Below are 18,531 nucleotides of genomic sequence, written 5' to 3' on the forward strand. Positions count from 1 at the left end.
TTCATGGTGCTGCACGCCGGCGCCTCCGGGCGTCTATGAGCATTTCCTGGATGTTCCGTAGCGGCTGGCCCTCGGCGTCCGTCGAGTGCCGGGTCCAGTTGCCGTCCGGGCCGAGGTGCCAGGAGGACGTGGTGTCGGACATCCCGGTCTCCATCAGGCGGGTTATCGAGGCGCGGTGGGCCGGGTCGGTGATCCGGACCAGGGCTTCGATACGCCGGTCGAGATTGCGGTGCATCATGTCGGCGCTGCCCATCCAGACCTCGGGTTCCCCGCCGTTGCCGAAGGCGAAGATCCGGGAGTGCTCCAGGAAGCGGCCCAGGATCGAGCGGACCCGTATGTTCTCGGAGAGCCCGGCGACCCCGGGGCGTACGGCGCAGATCCCGCGGACCCAGATGTCCACCGGCACCCCGGCCTGCGAGGCCCGGTAACAGGCGTCGATGACCGCTTCGTCGACCATCGAGTTGACCTTGATACGGACCGAGGCGGGACGGCCGGCCTGGTGGTGCGCGACTTCCTTGTTGATCCGGGAGACGAGCCCGTCGCGCAGGGACTTCGGGGCGACCAGCAGCCGCCGGTAGGTCTCCCGGCGCGAGTAGCCGGACAGCCGGTTGAACAGGTCGGACAGATCCGCGCCGACCTGCGGGTCAGCGGTGAGCAGGCCGAGGTCCTCGTACAGCCGGGCCGTCTTCGGGTGGTAGTTGCCGGTGCCGACATGGCTGTAGCGGCGCAGGGACTCGCCCTCCTGCCGTACCACCAGCGAGAGCTTGCAGTGCGTCTTCAGCCCGACCAGGCCGTAGACGACGTGGCAGCCGGCCTCTTCCAGCTTGCGCGCCCACTTGATGTTGGCCTGCTCGTCGAAGCGGGCCTTGATCTCGACGAGGACGAGGACCTGCTTGCCCGACTCCGCGGCGTCTATCAGCGCGTCCACGATCGGGGAGTCGCCGGACGTCCGGTACAGCGTCTGCTTGATGGCCAGTACGTCCGGGTCGGCCGCGGCCTGCTCCAGGAACGCCTGGACGGAGGTCGAGAACGAGTCGTACGGGTGGTGCAGCAGCACATCGCGGTTGCGCAGCGCCGCGAAGATGTCGGGCGCGGACGCGGACTCCACCTCGGCGAGCTGGCGGTTCGTGCCCGCGATGAACTTCGGGAACTTCAGCTCGGGCCGGTCGAGCGACGAGATCCCGAAGAGCGCGGTGAGGTCCAGCGGCCCCGGCAGCGGATAGACCTCCGCGTCGGTCACCTTCAGCTCGCGCACCAGCCGGTCCAGGACCTCGGGCGCGATGTCCTCCTCGACCTCCAGCCGGACGGGCGGGCCGAAGCGGCGCCGCATGAGCTCCTTCTCCAGCGCCTTGAGGAGGTTCTCGGCGTCGTCCTCCTCCACCTCCAGGTCCTCGTTGCGCGTGACCCGGAACATGTGGTGCGCCAGCACCTCCATCCCGGGGAACAGCTCTTCGAGGTGGGCGGCGATCACGTCCTCCAGCGGTACGTACCGCGAGGGCGACGCCTCCAGGAAGCGGGAGAGCAGCGGCGGCACCTTGACCCGCGCGAAGTGACGGTGGCCGCTCACCGGGTTGCGTACGGTCACGGCCAGGTTGAGCGAGAGGCCGGAGATGTACGGGAAGGGGTGCGCCGGGTCCACGGCGAGGGGCGTGAGGACCGGGAAGATCTGCTGGCGGAAGAGCGTGAAGAGGCGCGCCTGCTCCTTCTCGGTCAGCTCGGGCCAGCGGATGATGTGGATGCCCTCGTCGGCCAGGGCCGGGGCGACGTCCTGCTGGTAGCAGGCGGCGTGCCGGGCCATGAGCTCGCGCGAGCGGGTCCAGATCAGATCCAGCACCTCGCGCGGCTGGAGGCCGGACGCGGAGCGGGTGGCGACACCGGTCGCGATGCGACGCTTCAGCCCGGCCACCCTGACCATGAAGAACTCGTCCAGGTTGGACGCGAAGATGGCGAGGAAATTAGCCCGTTCGAGGAGCGGCGTGGTGGGGTCCTCCGCCAGCTCCAGGACCCGTTCGTTGAAGGCGAGCCAGCTGCGCTCGCGGTCGAGGAACCTGCCCTGCGGCAGATCGGTGCCGTCCGGGCCGCTCTCCTCCTCGTACGCGTCCAGGTCGGCGTCGAGATCGGGTTCGAGGTCGGAGCTGGTGGCGGCCACGGTGTGGGGCCGGTGGGCGGCTATGAATCCGACGGACGGCTGGGGATGCTGGACCGGTACCTCGGCGGGCTGCTGGTTCATGTCCCTATTGTTCCGCGCGGAAGGCACGACGGGCGCGTCGGAGAGAGCGGGGGCGAGGTGGATCCTGCCGTTGGTCCTGCCGTTAGGCGTGGGGGGCACAGCGGGCTGCATTCACAGAGACTCGCAAGAGCGTCTGAATGGCCGGTAACGGCGACATGACGTGAAGGGAAGCGGGGCGGGGCTCCCCGGGGGCGATGTGCCACCTCCGGGGAGCCCCACCGTAGCCGTGGGTGAGCCGGTGGCCCCGGGTGGGGGCCGGACCGGCGGCCGATCCGGGACCGGTACGTCCGGCTCCGGTTCCGTACCGTCCGGCCCCGGTTCCGTACCGTCCGGCCCCCGGTTCCGTCCCTCCGGCGCGTCAGGCGTGGCTGTGGCGCAGCACCCGGAAGGCCGCGAAGACGACCACGGCGGCCACGGCCAGGACGATCCCGGTCTCCATGAGCTGGAGGGGCCAGAAATGGGAGGCGGGGTGGTAGTCGGTGAAGTGCGTGCCCCCTTCGCGGAGGTTCAGGCACGGGGACGACGACCAGCCCGTCGCCATGCACTCCTCCCGGGTCATCCGCTCGCCCGAGGCCAGGATGACGCCGTCCTGGAGCGTCCAGGCCAGGTCGGGGAGGCGCCCGTCGCCCGTGGTGGTCTCCATGGGCCACAGATTCGGGCGCAGCCACGTGATCATGGCGAGCATGGCCCCTCCCAGGGCCAGCGCGGTGGCCGACATCGCCAGGACCGTACGGCGCACCAGCAGCCCGGCGAGCGCGCCGAGCGCGATGCCGAGGAGGCCGTACGCGACGGGCAGCGGGCCGAGCCCGGCGAAGCCGAGCCTGTCGTACCAGTAGACGGAGTACACGCCCTCGGGCCCCTGGAACCTGGACGCGCGGTAGAGGATCACCAGCGCCGTACCGCCGGCGACCGTCCACACCACGGGAGCCGTGAGCTTCGCCGCGAGCCAGCGGGCGGGGGAGACGGACTGGGTCCAGGCGAGCTTGTACGTTCCGGACTCCAGCTCCCTGCCGATCACCGGACCCGCTACGAAGGCGCCGACAACCAGGGGGAGTGCGAACAGCAGGGCGCCCGTGTTGCTGAGCCACTGGTGGAACGCGTACTGGGCGTCGAGGAAGCCCCGGACCGTGTCCCCGCAGCCGGCCGTGGTGACCTGGATGGAACAGCCCGTTCCGGCGAAGTCGCTCACCGCGCTCGTCGCGAGGTACCGCTGGTAGAGCAGGATCGCGGCGGTCAGTACGAGGAGTGCGGTCCCCGCCCACAGCACGCGCCGGTGCTGGCGTACGGCGACCCAGACCGGGCCGCGCAGGGTCGGTGCGCTCATGCCGCCACCGCCGTACGGCCGCGCTCGCCGTTTCCGTCGCCGTTGCCGTGGGGCGGCTCGGCGCTCGGGGTGAGCAGGGTGGGCGCGCCCGGGGAGCGCAGATGCGCCAACAGCAGTTCCTCCAGGGAGGGTTCGGCGGTCTGCCAGGTACCGTCCAGCGGTCCGTCCGGCCGGATCAGCGCCGTACGTCCGCGCCCCGCCGTACGGGACTCGACGACCGTGTGCGGCGCCAGGTCGTCCAGATCCCGCGCCGCTCCGCTCACCAGCAGGTGCGCGGTGAGGATGTCCTCCACCTCGCCCCCGAGCCGTACCCGGCCGCCGTCCACGAGCAGCAGGTAGTCGCAGGCGTCGGCCAGTTCCGTGAGGATGTGCGAGGAGATCACGACGGTGGTGCCGTGTTCCTCCGCGCCCGCCATCAGGGCGCCCATGAGCTGATGGCGGGCCAGCGGGTCGAGATCCGCCATCGGCTCGTCCAGGAGCAGCAGTTCGGGGCGTTTGCCGAGCGCGAGGGCGAGCGCGACGCGGGTGCGCTGGCCGCCGGAGAGCGAACGGACCCGCCGGCCGTGGTCGAGCGCGCTGCCCTGGCCGCCGCCTTCGATGATCCGCTCGGCCGCCGCCGCGTCCCAGCGCCCCGGGTTCAGCTCGCGGCCCATGCGCAGCGTCTCACCGACCGTCAGCTGCGGATACAGCGGCTTGTCCTGGGCGACGTACGCGAGGTGCGCGCGGGCGTCGGCCGGTGCCGCGCCCAGGACACGCAGGATCCCCTCGGTGGGAGCGAGGAGCCCGGCCGCGTGGGCGAGCAGCGTCGATTTGCCGGCGCCGTTGGGGCCGACGAGGGCGCAGACGCGCCCGGCGGGTATACGGAAGGAGCAGCCGCGCAGCGCCCAGTGCTCGCGTCGTCCCACCCCCGCGAAGCGTTTGCCGAGGCCGGTCGCCTCGATCGCCGCCACAGTCATGCGTGGTCCCCCTTGATGCGCTCAGTGCGTGTGATGTCGTCGGTGCTTTTGGTGCTCTTGGTGCCTTTGGCGCGCTTGGGGCGTTCCTCGAAGCGCTCTTCGACCACGGAGGTGAAGAGCGCGGTCACGTCGTCCTTGTCGAGTCCTCCGGCGCGGGCGCGGTCCGCCCAGGCGGCCAGCTCGGCCCGCAGCGCGCTGTCGGCGGAGCCCCGGCCGAGGGTGCCCCGTACGAACGTGCCGAGGCCGCGCCGCCCTTCGGCCAGCCCCTCGCGTTCCAGCTCGCGGTACGCCTTGAGGACGGTGTTGGGGTTGATGGCGGTGGCCGCCACCACCTCGCGCGCCGTGGGCAGCTTGTCGCCGGGCTCCAGCAGGCCGAGGCGCAGGGCCTGTTTGGTCTGCTGGACGATCTGGAGGTAGGTGGCCACCCCGCTGCGCCGGTCGATGCGGTATTCGATCACCCGCAACCACCCTTTCACTAGGGAAGTAGTGAAATGGTGGCGTAAGTGAGGGGCGGCGTCAAGTACGCCGCCCCCGACTGCGCTTGTCCGTCGGTTCAGGACTCCGTGCGGTACATCAGGTCGACCTCGTGCGTGCTGAAGCCGAGCCGCTCGTACACCGTCACCGCCGCCGTGTTGTCCGCGTCCACGTAGAGCATCGCGGTCGGCAGCCCCTGCGCCGCCAGATACCGCAGCCCGATCGCGGTGAGCGCCTTGCCGAGGCCGCCGCCCTGCGCGTCGGGCCTGATGCCGAGGACGTACACCTCACCGAGCTGCTCCCCGGCGTGCACCTTGGTCCAGTGGAAACCGACCAGTTCGCCGTCGCGCTCGGCCAGGAAGAAGCCCTTCGGGTCGAACCACGGCTGGGCGAAACGGTCGTCCAGGTCCCGCTGGGTCAGCGCGCCCTGCTCGGGGTGGTGGGCGAAGGCGGCGGCGTTGACCGCGAGCCACGCCGCGTCGTCCTGGCCGGGGACGAACGTACGGACGGTGACCCCGGCGGGCAGCACCGGCTCCGGGATCGCGGGCGGGACCAGCGGCCTGCGCAGCTGGCGCAGTTCACGGAACAGGGTCAGCCCGAGCACCTGGGCCAGATGCCGCGCGGCCGACCTGCCGCCGTGCGCCCACACCCGCAGCCGCTTCCCGGACGCGCCCAGCAGGGCCGTACCCAGCGCCCGCCCGTGGCCCCGGCCCCGGCACCCGGGGCGTACGACCAGCTCGGCGGCCGGGGCCTCGATGGGATCGGTGTCCTCCAGCTGTCCGTACCCGACGAGTTCACCGTCGACGGTCAGCAGGAAGTGCCGTACGCCCTCCCGGTGGCCGCCGCGCAACTGGAGCCGGCCCTGCTCGGAGACGGCCTGCACCTCGTCCGAGGCGGCGGCCTCCGCCAGCAGGGCGAGTACGTCTTCGGCTTGCCCGGGGGTGAGCGCGTCGAGGGTCTGGATCTGCCGGCCGGGCTCGCGGGCTACTGCGTCAGTCATGGGTCGAGGGTACGGCGGGGGCGCGGCGGGAGGGCGTATGGTCCGGGCGGTCCGGCGTGCGGTCCCGGCGGAGACGGCGTACGGTCCGGGCGAGGACGGCGTACGGTCCGGGCGGTACGGGGCGTATGGTCCGGGCGAGGACGGCGTATGGTCCGGGTCGCGACAGCTGCCGCACCCGCAACGGCAACCAGCTCGTAACCCGGTACCCCCTGTCGTGCTACGCGCGTTGACTCTAGGCTGCGGCTCGCGGGCTTCGTTACACTCCGCGCCTTTCACCCCCCTCACGCTTCACCTCTCACCTCGCACGCTGAATTCACCAAGGGGATCGATGTCAGCGACACCGCAGAAGAACCGCGCGGCACGGCGGGTGCTCGCCGCTGCCGCAGGTCTGGCCACCGTCGGCGCCCTCTTCGCCGCGATGCCGACCGCCACCGCCACCGCCACCGAGCCCGGTCACGGCAAGGGGCACGGCCACGGCTCGCACAAGCCGAGCACCGTTGACGTACAGCTGCTTTCCTTCAACGACCTGCACGGCAACCTGGAGGCGCCCGCGGGCTCCGCCGGGACCGTCACCGAGAAGCAGGCCGACGGTACGACCAAGGCGATCCCGGCCGGTGGTATCGAGTACCTCGCGACCTCGCTGCGCAACGCCCGCAAGGGCAACCCGTACTCCGTCACCGCGGCCGGCGGCGACATGGTGGGCGCGAGCCCGCTGCTGTCCGGCCTCTTCCACGACGAGCCCACCATCGAGGCGCTCAACAAGATCGACCTCGATGTCACGACCGTCGGCAACCACGAGTTCGACGAGGGCGCCGTCGAGCTGGCCCGCCTTCAGAACGGCGGCTGCCACCCGACCGAGGGCTGCTACGAGAAGGGGAAGAAGTTCAAGGGAGCCGACTTCCCGTACCTCGCGGCCAATGTGACGTCGGAGAAGACCGGCAAGCCGATCCTCAAGCCGTACACGGTCTGGAAGAAGAACGGCGTCAAGATCGGCTTCATCGGGGTGACCCTGGAGGGCACGCCGAACATCGTGACCGCCGAGGGCGTCAAGGGACTCAAGTTCCACGACGAGATAGAGACGGTCAACAAGTACGCCAAGGAACTGGAGCGGCAGGGCGTCAAGTCGATCGTCGCGCTGATCCACGAGGGCGGTTCGCCCGCGTCCACCGCGTACAACTACGACTGCGACAGCCCGGGGGCCGGTGACGGCATCTCGGGTCCGATCGCCGAGATCGCCAAGGGCATCACGCCCAAGGTCGACGCGCTGGTGAGCGGCCACACGCACCAGGCGTACGTCTGCACGATCCCGGACCCGTCCGGGAACCCGCGACTGGTCACGTCGGCCTCGTCGTTCGGCAAGCTCTACACGGACACCACGCTCACCTACGACCGTCGCACCAACGACATCGTGCGTACGAGCGTGGAGTCGGCGAACCACATCGTCAGCCGTGAGCAGCCGAAGGCGGCGGACATGACGTCGCTGATCGGGCGCTGGAACAAGCTGGCCGCGCCGATCGCCAACGCCCCGCAGGGCTTCATCTCCGCGGACATCAACGGCCGCGGCGCGACGAGCCCGGAGTCGCCGCTCGGCGACGTGATCGCGGACGCGCAGCTCACGGGCATGGCACCGGCGGACAAGGGCGGCGCGCAGATCGCCTTCATGAACCCGGGCGGGATCAGGTCGGACCTGGTCCACAAGGCCTCGGGCAGTGAGGGCGACGGCGTGGTGACCTACGGCGAGGCGTTCACGGTCCAGCCGTTCACCAACATGATGAACGCGGTGGACCTGACGGGTGCCCAGCTGATCACGGCGCTCCAGCAGCAGGTCAGCGGAGTGAACGAGGCGTCCCCGAAGATCCTTCAGGTCTCGAAGGGCTTCACCTACACCCTGGACATGACGAAGACGGGCGCGGCCCGGGTCGTCACGGACTCGGTGAAGCTGGACGGCACGGCGATCGACCCGGCGAAGACGTACCGCGTCGCGATGAACGAGTTCCTCGCAGGCGGCGGCGACGGCTTCCCGGCCCTGGGCGAGGGCAAGAACAAGCTGGTCGGCCCGTCGGACCTGGACCTCTTCAACGCCTACCTGGCGGCGAACTCCACGGCGCAGGCGCCGCTGGCCCCGCCGGCGGCGGACAGGATCACGATCCTGAAGTAGCGGTACGGGCAGGGCACGGGGGTACGGAAGGTACGGGGGGCACGTCAGCGGACGTACCCGTCCGGAGGGCGGTGGGCGACAGGCTCACCGCCCTCTGGCGTGCGGGTGCGGGTGTGGGCCGGGGGGTAGTCGGGCTCATCCGGGGGGTGTGATGGCGGGTGGGGGCCGCCCCTGATCTTTGAGTTTCGCGGCTCCGGGCCGGGCGTCAAGGGCGCTCCTCCGTCGCGTCGGCTGCGCCGATTCCGCTTCGCTCCACCCCTGACACCCAACCCTCCACCGCAAGTGCAGCTTTGAGGGGGGCCCCGGGGGAGGGGTCCCCGGAGGGGATCCGTGGGTGGGGCCGGTCCGTTGCCGACCGCCGCTCGGTGGGTGGGGGCGCGGGAGTGGAGTGGGGTGGCCCGGCACCGGCTCGGCGGGCTGGTGTGGGTGGGTAGTGGGGCTCATGCCCCGCTGGTGAGGGTCCGTTGCTGGGTGGCCCTGTCGCCCGAGGCGGACGGGAGCCGCGACCTGCATCTATGTCCCAGTTTGGCGGGCCTTTGGGAGGGTCCTCGGACCGGTGATGCGTCCTGTGTCCACTCGACCTGTCTCCACGGCACATCACGGTCTCTCAGAGGCCCACTCACCGCCTCCCCCGTCACGCCCACCCCACCACCCACACACCCCCACCAGCGGGGCATGAGTCCTGGCCGTCCACGGGGGTCAGTCGCCGAGCCGGGGCCGGGCCGCCCCATTGCACTGCCGCGCAGACCACTCACCGGCCCATAGGCCGGGAACGGCACCGCCGAGCTGGAGCGGACCAGCGCCGAGGACAAGCGCTGGGCTCATGTCGGCAGTTCGGTCGACTTCGAGGACTGACGAAAGCGCTGACGGAGGGCCGCTCCCTCAGCTCCAGTCGAACGTCAGCAGAGCCAGCCGGTCGACAGGCTCGAAGAACAGCAGGATCCAGTCGGCGCCGCTGCGCCGGTAGTGCCAGCCCGGCACCGCCGCCACGAACCGGAACGGGTTTCCGGCCTGGCTCACCGGCCACGCGCGGTCCTCGTCGAATGCGAGCCGGAACAGGTCGGGATCCGCCCAGTTGCCCTGGTCGGCGTGGCCGCCGAGCTGGTCGAGCAGCGCCACCCCGTCGGTCGCCCCGTACAGCGGTGCCCCGTCGTCGTCACGCATGAACAGCCGGCCCTCGCGCCGGAACGCGTCCCGGTGCGTCCGGTAGCTGCGCTCCTGGAGCTCGCAGTGCTCGTCGAGCGCGGCGCGGAATCCCGGCCAGGGCTCCGGCACCTCCTCGGGGGTGGTCGCCCGCGCGAAGTACCGTACGTCGCCGAGCAGCCGGTACCGGTCGTCCTCCAGTGCGAACCCGAGCCAGTTGGGCGTCTGGAGCGCGGAGTGGAAGTCCCGGGTGTGGTCGCCGAGATAGCCCTCGGCCGGTTCCAGCGGGCTGACCAGATGGATCCACCCGTGCCAGGCCGGGTCGACCTGCGCGAGATCGATCGAGATCAGGGGGTGCAGATGCCGGGCCAGCCCGACCTGGTCGGCGACGAACACGTCCGCGGGCTCCGGGTAGACCCGTAGGCCCGTGCCGGCCGTCACGACGCCCTCCCGCATCCGGGATCCTCCGCCGCCCGCCCCGGCCGGTAACTCTTCCACGGATATCGACGCCCCTCCCGCGATCACCGATCAAATGATGATCAACCTTAGCGTTCGCTCACGCACTGTTCCTTGCCTGTCGTGTACCGGTCATAATCCGAGGGCTGACCCCCCACGCCTGACGGAGGCACCCTCGTATGAGCACGTCCGTAAACACGTCCATAGGCACGCGCCGGGGCTTTCTGACCGGCGCGTTCGCTGTGTCCGCCGCTGCCCTGATCGGCGCGGCTCCGGCCGTGGCCGCGCCGCGGCGCGCGTTCGCCACGTACGACTGGATGGGCGGCTTCGCCGACTCCACCCCCGTCCAGCGGCTGACCATCCCCGGCACGCACAACGCCGGCGCGCGCGTCGGCGGTCTTTACGTGGCCTGCCAGAACACCAGCATCGCCGAGCAGTTGAACAGCGGCGTCCGCTTCCTCGATGTCCGCTGCCGGGCGTTCGAGAACGCGTTCACCATCCACCACGCCGCGTTCTACCAGAACCTGAACTTCGACGATGTGCTGAACGCGTGCCGGGACTTCCTCCGGGCCAACCCCTCCGAGACCGTCCTGATGCGCGTCAAGCAGGAGTACTCCGGCGAGAGCGACGCGGAGTTCCGGCGGATCTTCGACACCTATCTCGACGGCAAGGGCTGGCGCTCCCTCTTCCGGCTCGACGGCAACCTCCCGACCCTCGGCGAGGCGCGCGGGCGGGTCGTCCTGCTCGCGGACAACGGGGGACTGCCCGGTGTGCGGTACGGGGACTCCGGGCTCTTCGACATCCAGGACGACTACCAGGCGGAGCCCGGCGCCAAGTACCCCAAGATCGAGGCGCACTTCCGCAAGGCGGCCCAGCAGCCCGGGAAGATGTACATCAACTACGTCAGCACGGCGGCCCTGCTGCCGCCCCGCTGGAACTCCGACCGGCTGAACCCGCAGGTCCACACCTTCCTCGACGGAGGCGAGGCGAGCGGCTGGCGCGGGCTCGGGATCGTGCCGCTGGACTTCCCCGCCACCCGGCCGGGACTGGTCGAGTCGCTCATCCGGCACAACGGCTGACGGCCGGCGCTGACGCGGGACGACGCGACGCACCTACCGGAACCGGCTGCTCAGAAATCTCGGCTGCCGGTTCCGGTGGTCTCCGGCGGTGGCGTCGGCGCCCCCGGGATACGGATCACCGCCGCCGTCCCGCCCCCCGCCGCCTGGCGCAGCACGATCTCGCCGCCCGTCTGCTGGAGCGTACGCGCCACGATCGAAAGACCCAGCCCCGAGCCCGGCAGCGCGCGGGCGGACGGTGAGCGCCAGAACCGTTCGAAGACATGCGGCAGTTCGTCGGCCGGGATACCCGGGCCGTGGTCCCGTACGGTCAGCTCGCCGCCCGCGGTCAGCGACACCTCCACCGAACCGCCCGCCGGGCTGAACTTCACCGCGTTGTCGAGGACGTTGACCAGCGCCCGTTCGAGGGCGGCCGGCTCGGCCCGTACGTACCAGGGGTTCAGCTCCGCGCCGATGGTCAGGTCGGGCCCGCGCAGCCGTGCCCGGTCCAGCGCGCTCTCCACGACGTGGTGCAACGCGACGACCTGGAGGGGCCCCGGATCCGCGGCGTCCGGACGCGACAGCTCCTGGAGATCACCGATGAGCGCGGCCAGCTCGGTCATCTGCGCCTTGACGGAGGCCATGAGCGCCTTGCGGTCGTCGGGCGGGATCGCCCGGCCCGTCTCCTCACTGCGTGCGAGCAGTTCGATGTTCGTACGGAGCGAGGTGAGCGGGGTCCGCAGCTCGTGCCCGGCGTCGGCGATCAGCTGGGACTGCCGGTCCCGGGAGGACGCCAGGGCGGCGGTCATCGAGTTGAAGGAGCGGGACAGCCGGGCGATCTCGTCCTCGCCCTCGACGGGGATACGGACGGCGAGATCCTCGGTCCGCGCCACATGCTCGACGGCCCGGGTCAGCCCGTCGACGGGCCGCAGTCCGGACCTGGCGACCCAGAGCCCGGCCGCGCCCGCCCCGAGCACGCCGACGCCGGCGACGGCGGTGAGCAGCAGGGCGAGCCGGTTCAGGGAGGCGTCGATCTCGGCGAGGGGGCGGGACACGGAGACGGCCACCTGGGCCACCTGGGCGCCGGTCCGGTAGGGGGTGGCCTTGGTGAAGACCCGCACCTTGGCACCGCTGTCCGTGACGCTGTTGTGGAGCGACTCGCGCAGGGTGCCGGTGGCGACCCCCACGTCCTGCGGCTGGACCTTCACCGGCTCGGAGAACGAGGCCACACAGCGGCTGCCGTCGCTCAGGACCACCTGGACGTAGGCGAAGCCGGTCCCGTTCCCAGGACGCGTCGGGGCGCCGCAGTTGTTGAGCGCGTCCCGTACCGAGGGCTCTCCGGCACTGGTGTTCCTGAGCGAGTTGTCCAGATCGCTCTCCAACTGCGTGCGCGTGAGCAGCCAGCAGGCCACCGCCGCGACCGCGACCGCCACCGCGACCGCCGTGGCGACCAGCAGCGCGAGCCGGGAGCGGAGGGGCAGCGTACGGAGCCGGTGGAGCGGGCCCGTCGGACCGGTCACGCCGGGCCGCCTGTCCCGGTGCCGGTACCCGTCCCGGCGCCTGTGCCCGTGCCGGAGCCGGGAAGCGCCCCGCCGCCCGGAACCGCCCCGCCGCCCGTGCTGCCCGCGCCGCTTCCGCCGTCGGCGCGCAGCGCGTACCCCACGCCACGCACCGTGTGGACCAGCCGGGGTTCGCCGCCGCTCTCCGTCTTCCGGCGCAGATACATCACATACACGTCCAGGGAGTTGGAGCTCGGCTCGAAGTCGAAGCCCCACACCGCCTTGAGGATCTGCTCCCGGGTCAGCACCTGCCTCGGGTGCGCGAGGAACATCTCCAGCAGCGTGAACTCGGTACGGGTCAGCTCCACCCGCCGGTTCCCGCGCATCACTTCGCGTGTCGTCAGGTCCATCCGCAGATCCGCGAAGGCCAGCACATCGTCGTCGGGCACGTCGCCGGCCGTGGTCGCCGCGTACGAGCTGCGCCGCAGCAGGGCGCGGATCCGGGCGAACAGTTCGTCCAGCTCGAAGGGTTTGACCAGGTAGTCGTCGGCGCCCGCGTCCAGCCCCGTGACCCGGTCGCCGACCGTGTCGCGGGCCGTCAGCATCAGGATCGGCACCTTCGAACCGCTTGCCCGGAGCCTGCGGGCCGCCGTCAGACCGTCCATCCGCGGCATCTGGATGTCGAGGACGATCAGATCCGGATCGTAGGCGGCGGCCTTGCCGAGCGCGTCGATGCCGTCGACGGCGACCTCGGTCCCGTATCCGTCGAAGGCGAGGCTCCGCTGGAGGGCCTCGCGTACGGCGGGCTCGTCGTCGACGATCAGGATCCGCTGGGGATCGCCTTCGGCGGGACTCATGTCGCTGCTACCTCATCAGTCGGCTCGGCGGGACGGCCGGGCATCGTCGGGCATGGAGTCGGGCACGGTCACGGTCAACGGTCGCACGACGGGGCGTGCGACCCGTGCTCTCAGCGTCGCACGCCTCCCTCACGGTGGCTCGCGCCACGTCCCCGGGGATCAGTCCGTGCCGCCGGAGCGCAGTGCCGAGAGGTCCGACTTGACGGTGTTGACCGGGATGGCGAAGCCCAGCCCCACGCTCCCGGCATCGGAACCGCCGGTCGCCGAGGCCGAACTCGGCGCGTACATCGCGGAGTTGATCCCGATGATCTCACCGTTCATATTGATCAGCGCGCCGCCCGAGTTGCCCGGGTTGAGCGAGGCGTCCGTCTGGAGCGCCTTGTACGTGGTCTTCGAGGAGCCGGTGTCCCCGTTGAACTGCTGCCCGCCGAACTCGAACGGCCAGTTGCCCCCGCCCCGCTGCGGTTGCTGCTGCTGACCCTGGTCCTGGTCCTTGGCCACGGTCACATCGCGGTTGAGCGCCGAGATGATGCCGCTGGTGACGGTGCCGGTCAGACCCTCGGGCGAGCCGATCGCCACGACCTGGTCGCCGACCTTCACCTGGTCGGAGTTGCCGAGCGTGGCCGTCTTGAGGCCGCTCGCGCCCTCCAGCTTGATCAGCGCGAGGTCCTTGTCCGCGTCGGTGCCCACGACCTGGGCGGTATAGGTCTTCCCCGTGCTGAGCTGGACCTTTATCGAGGTGGCGCCGGCGATCACATGGTTGTTCGTGACGATCTCGCCGTCGGACGTGATGATCACGCCCGAGCCGGTGGCCTCACCGCTCGTGGAGGTCGCGTTGATCTCCACGATGGCGGGGGACACGGCCTGGGCGACGCCGGCCACTGTACCCGCGCTGCTCTGCGAGACGGTCGTCCCGCTGACCGTGGTGCCGACGCTGTCCGTGCCCCCGCCGGTGTAGTTCCCGACCAGGGCCGCCGTACCGCCGCCGACGACCGCCGCGGCGATCGCCACCGCGGCGAGCAGCGCCACCGGCCGCCTGGCGCGCCGGTGAGGCGTGGCGGTGGCGGCAGCGGTGCCGTCGACGGGAACGGTGGGACCGTACGAGGGCGGCGGCGGGTACGCCGAGCCCTGGAACCCCTGCCCCTGGTACCCCTGCCCCGGAAACCCCTGGGTGGGGTGCTGCTGCGTGCTGTCTGTGTCGCCGCTGCCGCGGTAGTTGTCGGTCATGGCAGCGACTGTCCGCGCCGTAGATGAGAACGAGCTGAGGACGTTCTGAGAAGGGCAACAAAAGCGCGTATGCCCCATATAAAGACCGCGCGCCAGGCGAGCCGGGACGGGGTGGGCCGGTGACCGGTCAGCCCTCACGGACCAGAGCTTCCGCCTCAGTGGCGAGTGCTCACCTACCGTGTGGAGCAGCAAGGTCGGAGTCGTGTCAGCAGCACAGGAGGACGTCATGAGCGCCGGCGAATGGGTCAGCACCTCGATGCCGTATCTGACACCACCCGGTAAGGGGCAAACCGAGGCGTGGGGCGCGGAGTTGGCGGCGCGGGGGCGGCCGGGTGGTCAGCGGATCGTCGGTGCGGGCGAGGTGGAGGCGTCGGACGAGGTGGCCGGATTGCTCGGCGTCGCCGTAGGGGAGCTGGTCGTTGTGCGGAGGCGGATGATGTTCCTGGAGGACCTGCCCTGCGAGCTGACCGACACGTACTACCCCGCTTCCGTCGCACGCGGCACGCGTCTCGCCGGGACAGCGAAGATCCGCGGCGGAGCCGTCGCTCTCCTCGCCGAGCTGGGGTACGTCGGTGTACGCGTCCGGGAGGACGTGACCGCCCGGATGCCCGCGGAGGAAGAGCGCGAAGCCCTGCGCGTCGAGCCGGGCGAGCCGGTGCTGTGCCTCACCCGGGTCACTCTCGACGGGGAGGACCGGCCCATCCAGCTCGACAAGATGACCATGCCCGCGCACAGGCAGCGGCTGCGTTACGAGATGAGGATCGGATGACGACACTTGAGGCGGCCCCCACGCGTTCATGCGCAGGCGTCACATCCGGGCCGACGGCCCGGCGCCGACCGCTTACGCGCAGCCGCAGGAGCGGCGCACGATCAGTGCCGACGGGAACTGCTTCACCCGTTCCCGCCGCGACCCCGCCACCCGCAGCCCGTCGTCCAGTACGAGATCCACCGCGGCCCGTGCCATCGCGGGCCGGTCCGAGGAGATCGTCGTCAGCGGCGGGTCCGTGAGTCCGGCTTCCTTGACGTCGTCGAAGCCCGCCACCGCCAGCTCGCCGGGGACATCGATCCGCAGCTCGCGGGCGGCCCGCAGGACACCGATCGCCTGGTCGTCGGTGGAGCAGAAGATCGCCGGCGGCCGGTCCGGGCCCGACAGCAGCTCCAGCGCGACGTTGTACGCGTCGTACCGGTTGTAGAGGGCCCGGAAGAGGCGTCCCTCCACCGGCCGCCCCGCCTCCAGCATCGCCCGCCGCCAGCCCTCGACGTGGTCGGTCACCGGGTCGCCGACGACCGGGGTGGACTCGACCCCGCCGAGGCAGGCCACGTACGGATGGCCGTGCTCCAGCAGATGACGGGTGGCGAGCTGCGCGCCGCCGATGTCATCCGTGACGACCGCCACGTCGTCGATGCCCTCGGGCCGCTCGTGCAGCAGCACGACCCGGGCGTCCCAGGCCTCTATCTCGGCCGCCGCGCGCTCGCTCGGGCCCTGGCTGACCAGGATCAGCCCCGACACCCGCATGCCCAGGAAGGCCCGCAGATAGTGGACCTCCCGCTCGTTGCGGTAGTCGGAGTTGCCGACGAGCACCATTTTCCCGCGCTCGGCCGCGGCCTGTTCGACCGCGTGCGCCATCTCCGCGAAGAAGGGCTGTCTCGCGTCCGGCACGACGACCCCTATGAGGTCGGTACGCCGCGAGGCCATCGCCTGGGCGACCCGGTCGGGCCGGTAGCCCAGCTCCTTGATCGCGGCGACCACCCGCTCGCGCGTGGCCGGGGCGACCGGCCTCGGTCCGTTGTTGATGACATAGCTGACGACGGCGGTGGACGTACCCGCCAGTCGTGCCACATCGTCCCGCGTCACCTTGGCCACGCGCGGAGTCTACGCGTGGTGACCTACCGCTTGGCAGGTCGCACGGCACTTTCTTGTGTGGCGTCCAGTTCGGCGGCCCTGTCGTCGTCCCGGGGTGCCTCGGCCTTCTCGTGCCGCGGCTCGGGGTGCGAACCGTTGCGGGAAGCGTCCGCGGCGGCGTTCGCCCGGGTCGTCTCCTCGGAGGCGTTCGGCCGGTCGGCCTTGTCCGAACCGCGCTCGCCCTTCTCCGGGGTGACGAAGCGATAGCCGACGTTCCGTACGGTCCCGATCAGCGACTCGTGCTCGGGGCCGAGCTTCGCGCGCAGCCGCCGTACGTGGACGTCGACCGTCCGCGTACCGCCGAAGTAGTCGTAGCCCCAGACCTCCTGGAGCAGCTGGGCCCGGGTGAAGACCCGGCCGGGGTGTTGCGCGAGGTACTTGAGCAGCTCGAACTCCTTGAAGGTCAGGTCCAGGACCCGTCCCTTCAGCTTCGCGCTGTACGTCGCCTCGTCGACCGACAGGTCGCCGTTGCGGATCTCCATCGGGGAGTCGTCGGTCGAGATCTGCTGCCGGCCCATCGCGAGCCGCAGCCGCGCCTCGACCTCGGCGGGACCCGCCGTGTCGAGCAGTACGTCGTCGATGCCCCAGTCCGCGGTGACGGCGGCGAGGCCGCCCTCCGTCACGACGAGGATCAGCGGGCAGCCCGGTCCGGTGGACCGGAGCAGCTGGCAGAGCGACCGCACCTGCGGAAGGTCGCGCCGGCCGTCGATCAGAATGACATCGGCACCAGGGGTGTCGACGAGAGCGGGCCCTTCGGCGGGAGCCACCCGCACGTTGTGGAGCAGCAGTCCAAGAGCCGGCAGCACCTCCGTCGAGGGCTGGAGTGCGTTGGTCAGAAGCAGCAGAGAACTCATCGCCGCCCACCTGCCTCGGCCGGACTGTTGTCGTACACGGTTCGCTTGCCCATTACGTCGGTTCCTCCTCGGTCCCTGCGAGGACGTATGCGGCACTGCTTGTCCTACGTGGTGCCGGTCGCGGATCCCTCGCCCTGAGGCCGCGGCCGTGATGTCCGTGTCTTCCGTCTGCGTCATCTGTCTGTAACAACGGACGGGAAACACAAAAGGACCCGGGGGCTACATTGCCCGGATCCTCTTCGCAGCAGAATAACCCACATGTGCTCGGCGACAGAGGGTCAATCCCGCAGATCACCAGATTCCCCGGGTGCCCGGAGCACCCGGCGCACGGTCCTCAGGACCGTGGACGGGGTCCCCATCGAGGCGGTGTACGAGCCGTGTACGGCGGGTTTCGGACAGGATTTCCGGGCGGACGGCGGGACCGCGATCGTGCTCGCACACGGGTTCACCGGATCGGTCGACAGGCCGGCCGTACGGCGGGCGGCGCGGGTGTTCGCGCAGCGTGCGGCCGTCGTCACCTTCTCGTTCCGCGGGCACGGCCGCTCGGGCGGGCGCTCGACGGTCGGCGACCGCGAGATCCTCGATCTGGCGGCGGCCGTGGAATGGGCCCGTGCGCTGGGCCATTCGCGTGTCGCGACCGTCGGTTTCTCCATGGGCGGCTCCGTGGTGCTGCGCCATGCCGCGTCGCACAGGGGGCGCACAGGTGCGCGGACCGACGCCGTGGCCGCCGTGAGTGCCCCCGCGCGCTGGTACTACCGGGGTACGGCCCCGATGCGGCGCCTGCACTGGGTGGTGACGCGGCCCCTGGGGCGGCTGGTGGGCCGCTACGGATTGCATACACGTATCCATGACCGGGAGTGGGACCCGGTGCCGCTCTCCCCGGTCGAGTCCGTCCCGCTGATCGCGCCGGTGCCGCTGCTCGTCGTCCACGGCGACCGTGACCCGTACTTCCCGCTGGACCACCCCCGCGCGCTGGCCGGGGCCGCGGCACCGGGCGCCGCCGAGCTATGGCTGGAGCCGGGCATGGGCCACGCGGAGAACGCCGCCGACGACGCGCTGCTGGCCCGTCTCGGGGAGTGGCTGACGGACCCGCGAGGGCCGTCGGCCATCATGGGAGCCGACGAGAGGAGCGCCGCCATGGCATCGGGCACGATCCGCTACTGGGCCGCGGCCAAGGCCGCGGCGGGCACCGCGGAGGAGCCGTACGCGGCGGACAACCTGGCGGACGCGCTCGCGGCCGCGCGGGTGAGGCACCCGGGCGAGCTGGTCCGCGTACTCCAGAGGTGTTCCTTCATCGTCGACGGTGACCCCGTGGGGACCCGCGGGCATGAGACCGTACGGCTTGCCGAGGGCGGCACGGTCGAGGTGCTCCCGCCGTTCGCAGGAGGGTGAACC

The 18,531-nt window shown here is 71.0% G+C and carries 14 protein-coding genes and 2 pseudogenes; 5 read left to right on the top strand and 11 right to left on the bottom strand.

The features are described 5' to 3' along the window. Nucleotide 1 precedes the first annotated feature (1 nt). The 5 genes from CU044_RS09035 to mshD form a co-directional block, all read right to left on the bottom strand. Nucleotides 2-2,230, bottom strand: coding sequence for an RNA degradosome polyphosphate kinase (locus tag CU044_RS09035; protein WP_129767960.1), 2,229 nt, complete (start codon nt 2,228-2,230; stop codon nt 2-4). Between the two features lie 358 nt (nt 2,231-2,588). Further along, complete coding sequence (locus CU044_RS09040; RefSeq protein WP_240045451.1) at nt 2,589-3,554, bottom strand: ABC transporter permease; 966 nt, start codon at nt 3,552-3,554, stop codon at nt 2,589-2,591. Next, nucleotides 3,551-4,510 (bottom strand): ABC transporter ATP-binding protein, encoded by a 960-nt coding sequence (locus CU044_RS09045; protein WP_129767961.1) that lies wholly within the window; start codon nt 4,508-4,510, stop codon nt 3,551-3,553. The genes CU044_RS09040 and CU044_RS09045 overlap by 4 nt, the downstream gene beginning before the upstream one ends. After that, entirely contained in the window at nt 4,507-4,968 is a 462-nt protein-coding gene (locus tag CU044_RS09050) for a GntR family transcriptional regulator (protein ID WP_129767962.1), read from the bottom strand. Before CU044_RS09050 ends, CU044_RS09045 begins: the two co-directional genes overlap by 4 nt. A gap of 95 nt (nt 4,969-5,063) precedes the next feature. Beyond that, nucleotides 5,064-5,984, bottom strand: coding sequence for a mycothiol synthase (gene mshD / locus CU044_RS09055; RefSeq protein ID WP_129767963.1), 921 nt, complete (start codon nt 5,982-5,984; stop codon nt 5,064-5,066). 328 nt (nt 5,985-6,312) lie between these two features. Here mshD and CU044_RS09060 point away from each other — a divergent pair, with 328 nt between their 5' ends. Further along, nucleotides 6,313-8,142, top strand: a complete 1,830-nt coding sequence (locus CU044_RS09060) for a bifunctional metallophosphatase/5'-nucleotidase (protein WP_129767964.1) — start codon at nt 6,313-6,315, stop codon at nt 8,140-8,142. A gap of 882 nt (nt 8,143-9,024) precedes the next feature. Here CU044_RS09060 and CU044_RS09065 read toward each other — a convergent pair. After that, nucleotides 9,025-9,741: a hypothetical protein gene (locus tag CU044_RS09065; RefSeq protein WP_129767965.1), complete on the bottom strand. Its 717-nt coding sequence runs from the start codon at nt 9,739-9,741 to the stop codon at nt 9,025-9,027. Between the two features lie 179 nt (nt 9,742-9,920). Between CU044_RS09065 and CU044_RS09070 the strand changes: the two genes are divergently transcribed. Continuing rightward, the gene (locus CU044_RS09070) at nt 9,921-10,820 is read left to right on the top strand and encodes a phosphatidylinositol-specific phospholipase C (RefSeq protein ID WP_129767966.1); all 900 of its coding nucleotides are present in this window, start codon (nt 9,921-9,923) and stop codon (nt 10,818-10,820) included. A gap of 50 nt (nt 10,821-10,870) precedes the next feature. On the opposite strand, the gene CU044_RS09075 is transcribed toward CU044_RS09070, so the two are convergent. The 3 genes and pseudogenes from CU044_RS09075 to CU044_RS09085 all read right to left on the bottom strand — a co-directional run bounded on the left by CU044_RS09075 (nt 10,871) and on the right by CU044_RS09085 (nt 14,379). Further along, nucleotides 10,871-12,316 carry a HAMP domain-containing sensor histidine kinase gene (locus CU044_RS09075; protein WP_129767967.1) on the bottom strand — a complete coding sequence of 482 codons (1,446 nt, stop codon included), beginning with the start codon at nt 12,314-12,316 and terminating at the stop codon, nt 10,871-10,873. Nucleotides 12,317-12,423: 107 nt separating this feature from the next. Continuing rightward, nucleotides 12,424-13,152 (bottom strand): annotated as a pseudogene (locus CU044_RS09080) (response regulator transcription factor); the annotation flags it as partial. Nucleotides 13,153-13,311: 159 nt separating this feature from the next. After that, the gene (locus CU044_RS09085) at nt 13,312-14,379 is read right to left on the bottom strand and encodes a trypsin-like peptidase domain-containing protein (protein ID WP_129767968.1); all 1,068 of its coding nucleotides are present in this window, start codon (nt 14,377-14,379) and stop codon (nt 13,312-13,314) included. 226 nt (nt 14,380-14,605) lie between these two features. On the opposite strand from CU044_RS09085, the gene CU044_RS09090 reads away from it, so the two are divergent. Beyond that, nucleotides 14,606-15,148, top strand: a complete 543-nt coding sequence (locus CU044_RS09090; RefSeq protein WP_129767969.1) for a UTRA domain-containing protein — start codon at nt 14,606-14,608, stop codon at nt 15,146-15,148. 72 nt (nt 15,149-15,220) lie between these two features. Here the strand turns inward: CU044_RS09090 and CU044_RS09095 are convergent, their stop codons facing one another. Next, the gene (locus CU044_RS09095) at nt 15,221-16,243 is read right to left on the bottom strand and encodes a LacI family DNA-binding transcriptional regulator (RefSeq protein WP_129767970.1); all 1,023 of its coding nucleotides are present in this window, start codon (nt 16,241-16,243) and stop codon (nt 15,221-15,223) included. A gap of 23 nt (nt 16,244-16,266) precedes the next feature. Continuing rightward, nucleotides 16,267-17,136, bottom strand: coding sequence for a response regulator transcription factor (locus tag CU044_RS09100; RefSeq protein ID WP_240045452.1), 870 nt, complete (start codon nt 17,134-17,136; stop codon nt 16,267-16,269). Nucleotides 17,137-17,394: 258 nt separating this feature from the next. Between CU044_RS09100 and CU044_RS09105 the strand changes: the two are divergent. After that, nucleotides 17,395-18,222 (top strand): annotated as a pseudogene (locus tag CU044_RS09105) (alpha/beta fold hydrolase); the annotation flags it as partial. A 51-nt stretch (nt 18,223-18,273) separates the two neighbouring features. After that, entirely contained in the window at nt 18,274-18,528 is a 255-nt protein-coding gene (locus CU044_RS39445) for a MoaD/ThiS family protein (protein ID WP_165840681.1), read from the top strand. The last annotated feature ends 3 nt before the right edge of the window (nt 18,529-18,531 follow it).

Source organism: Streptomyces sp. L-9-10, assembly GCF_004151105.1.
Lineage (GTDB): Bacteria > Actinomycetota > Actinomycetes > Streptomycetales > Streptomycetaceae > Streptomyces.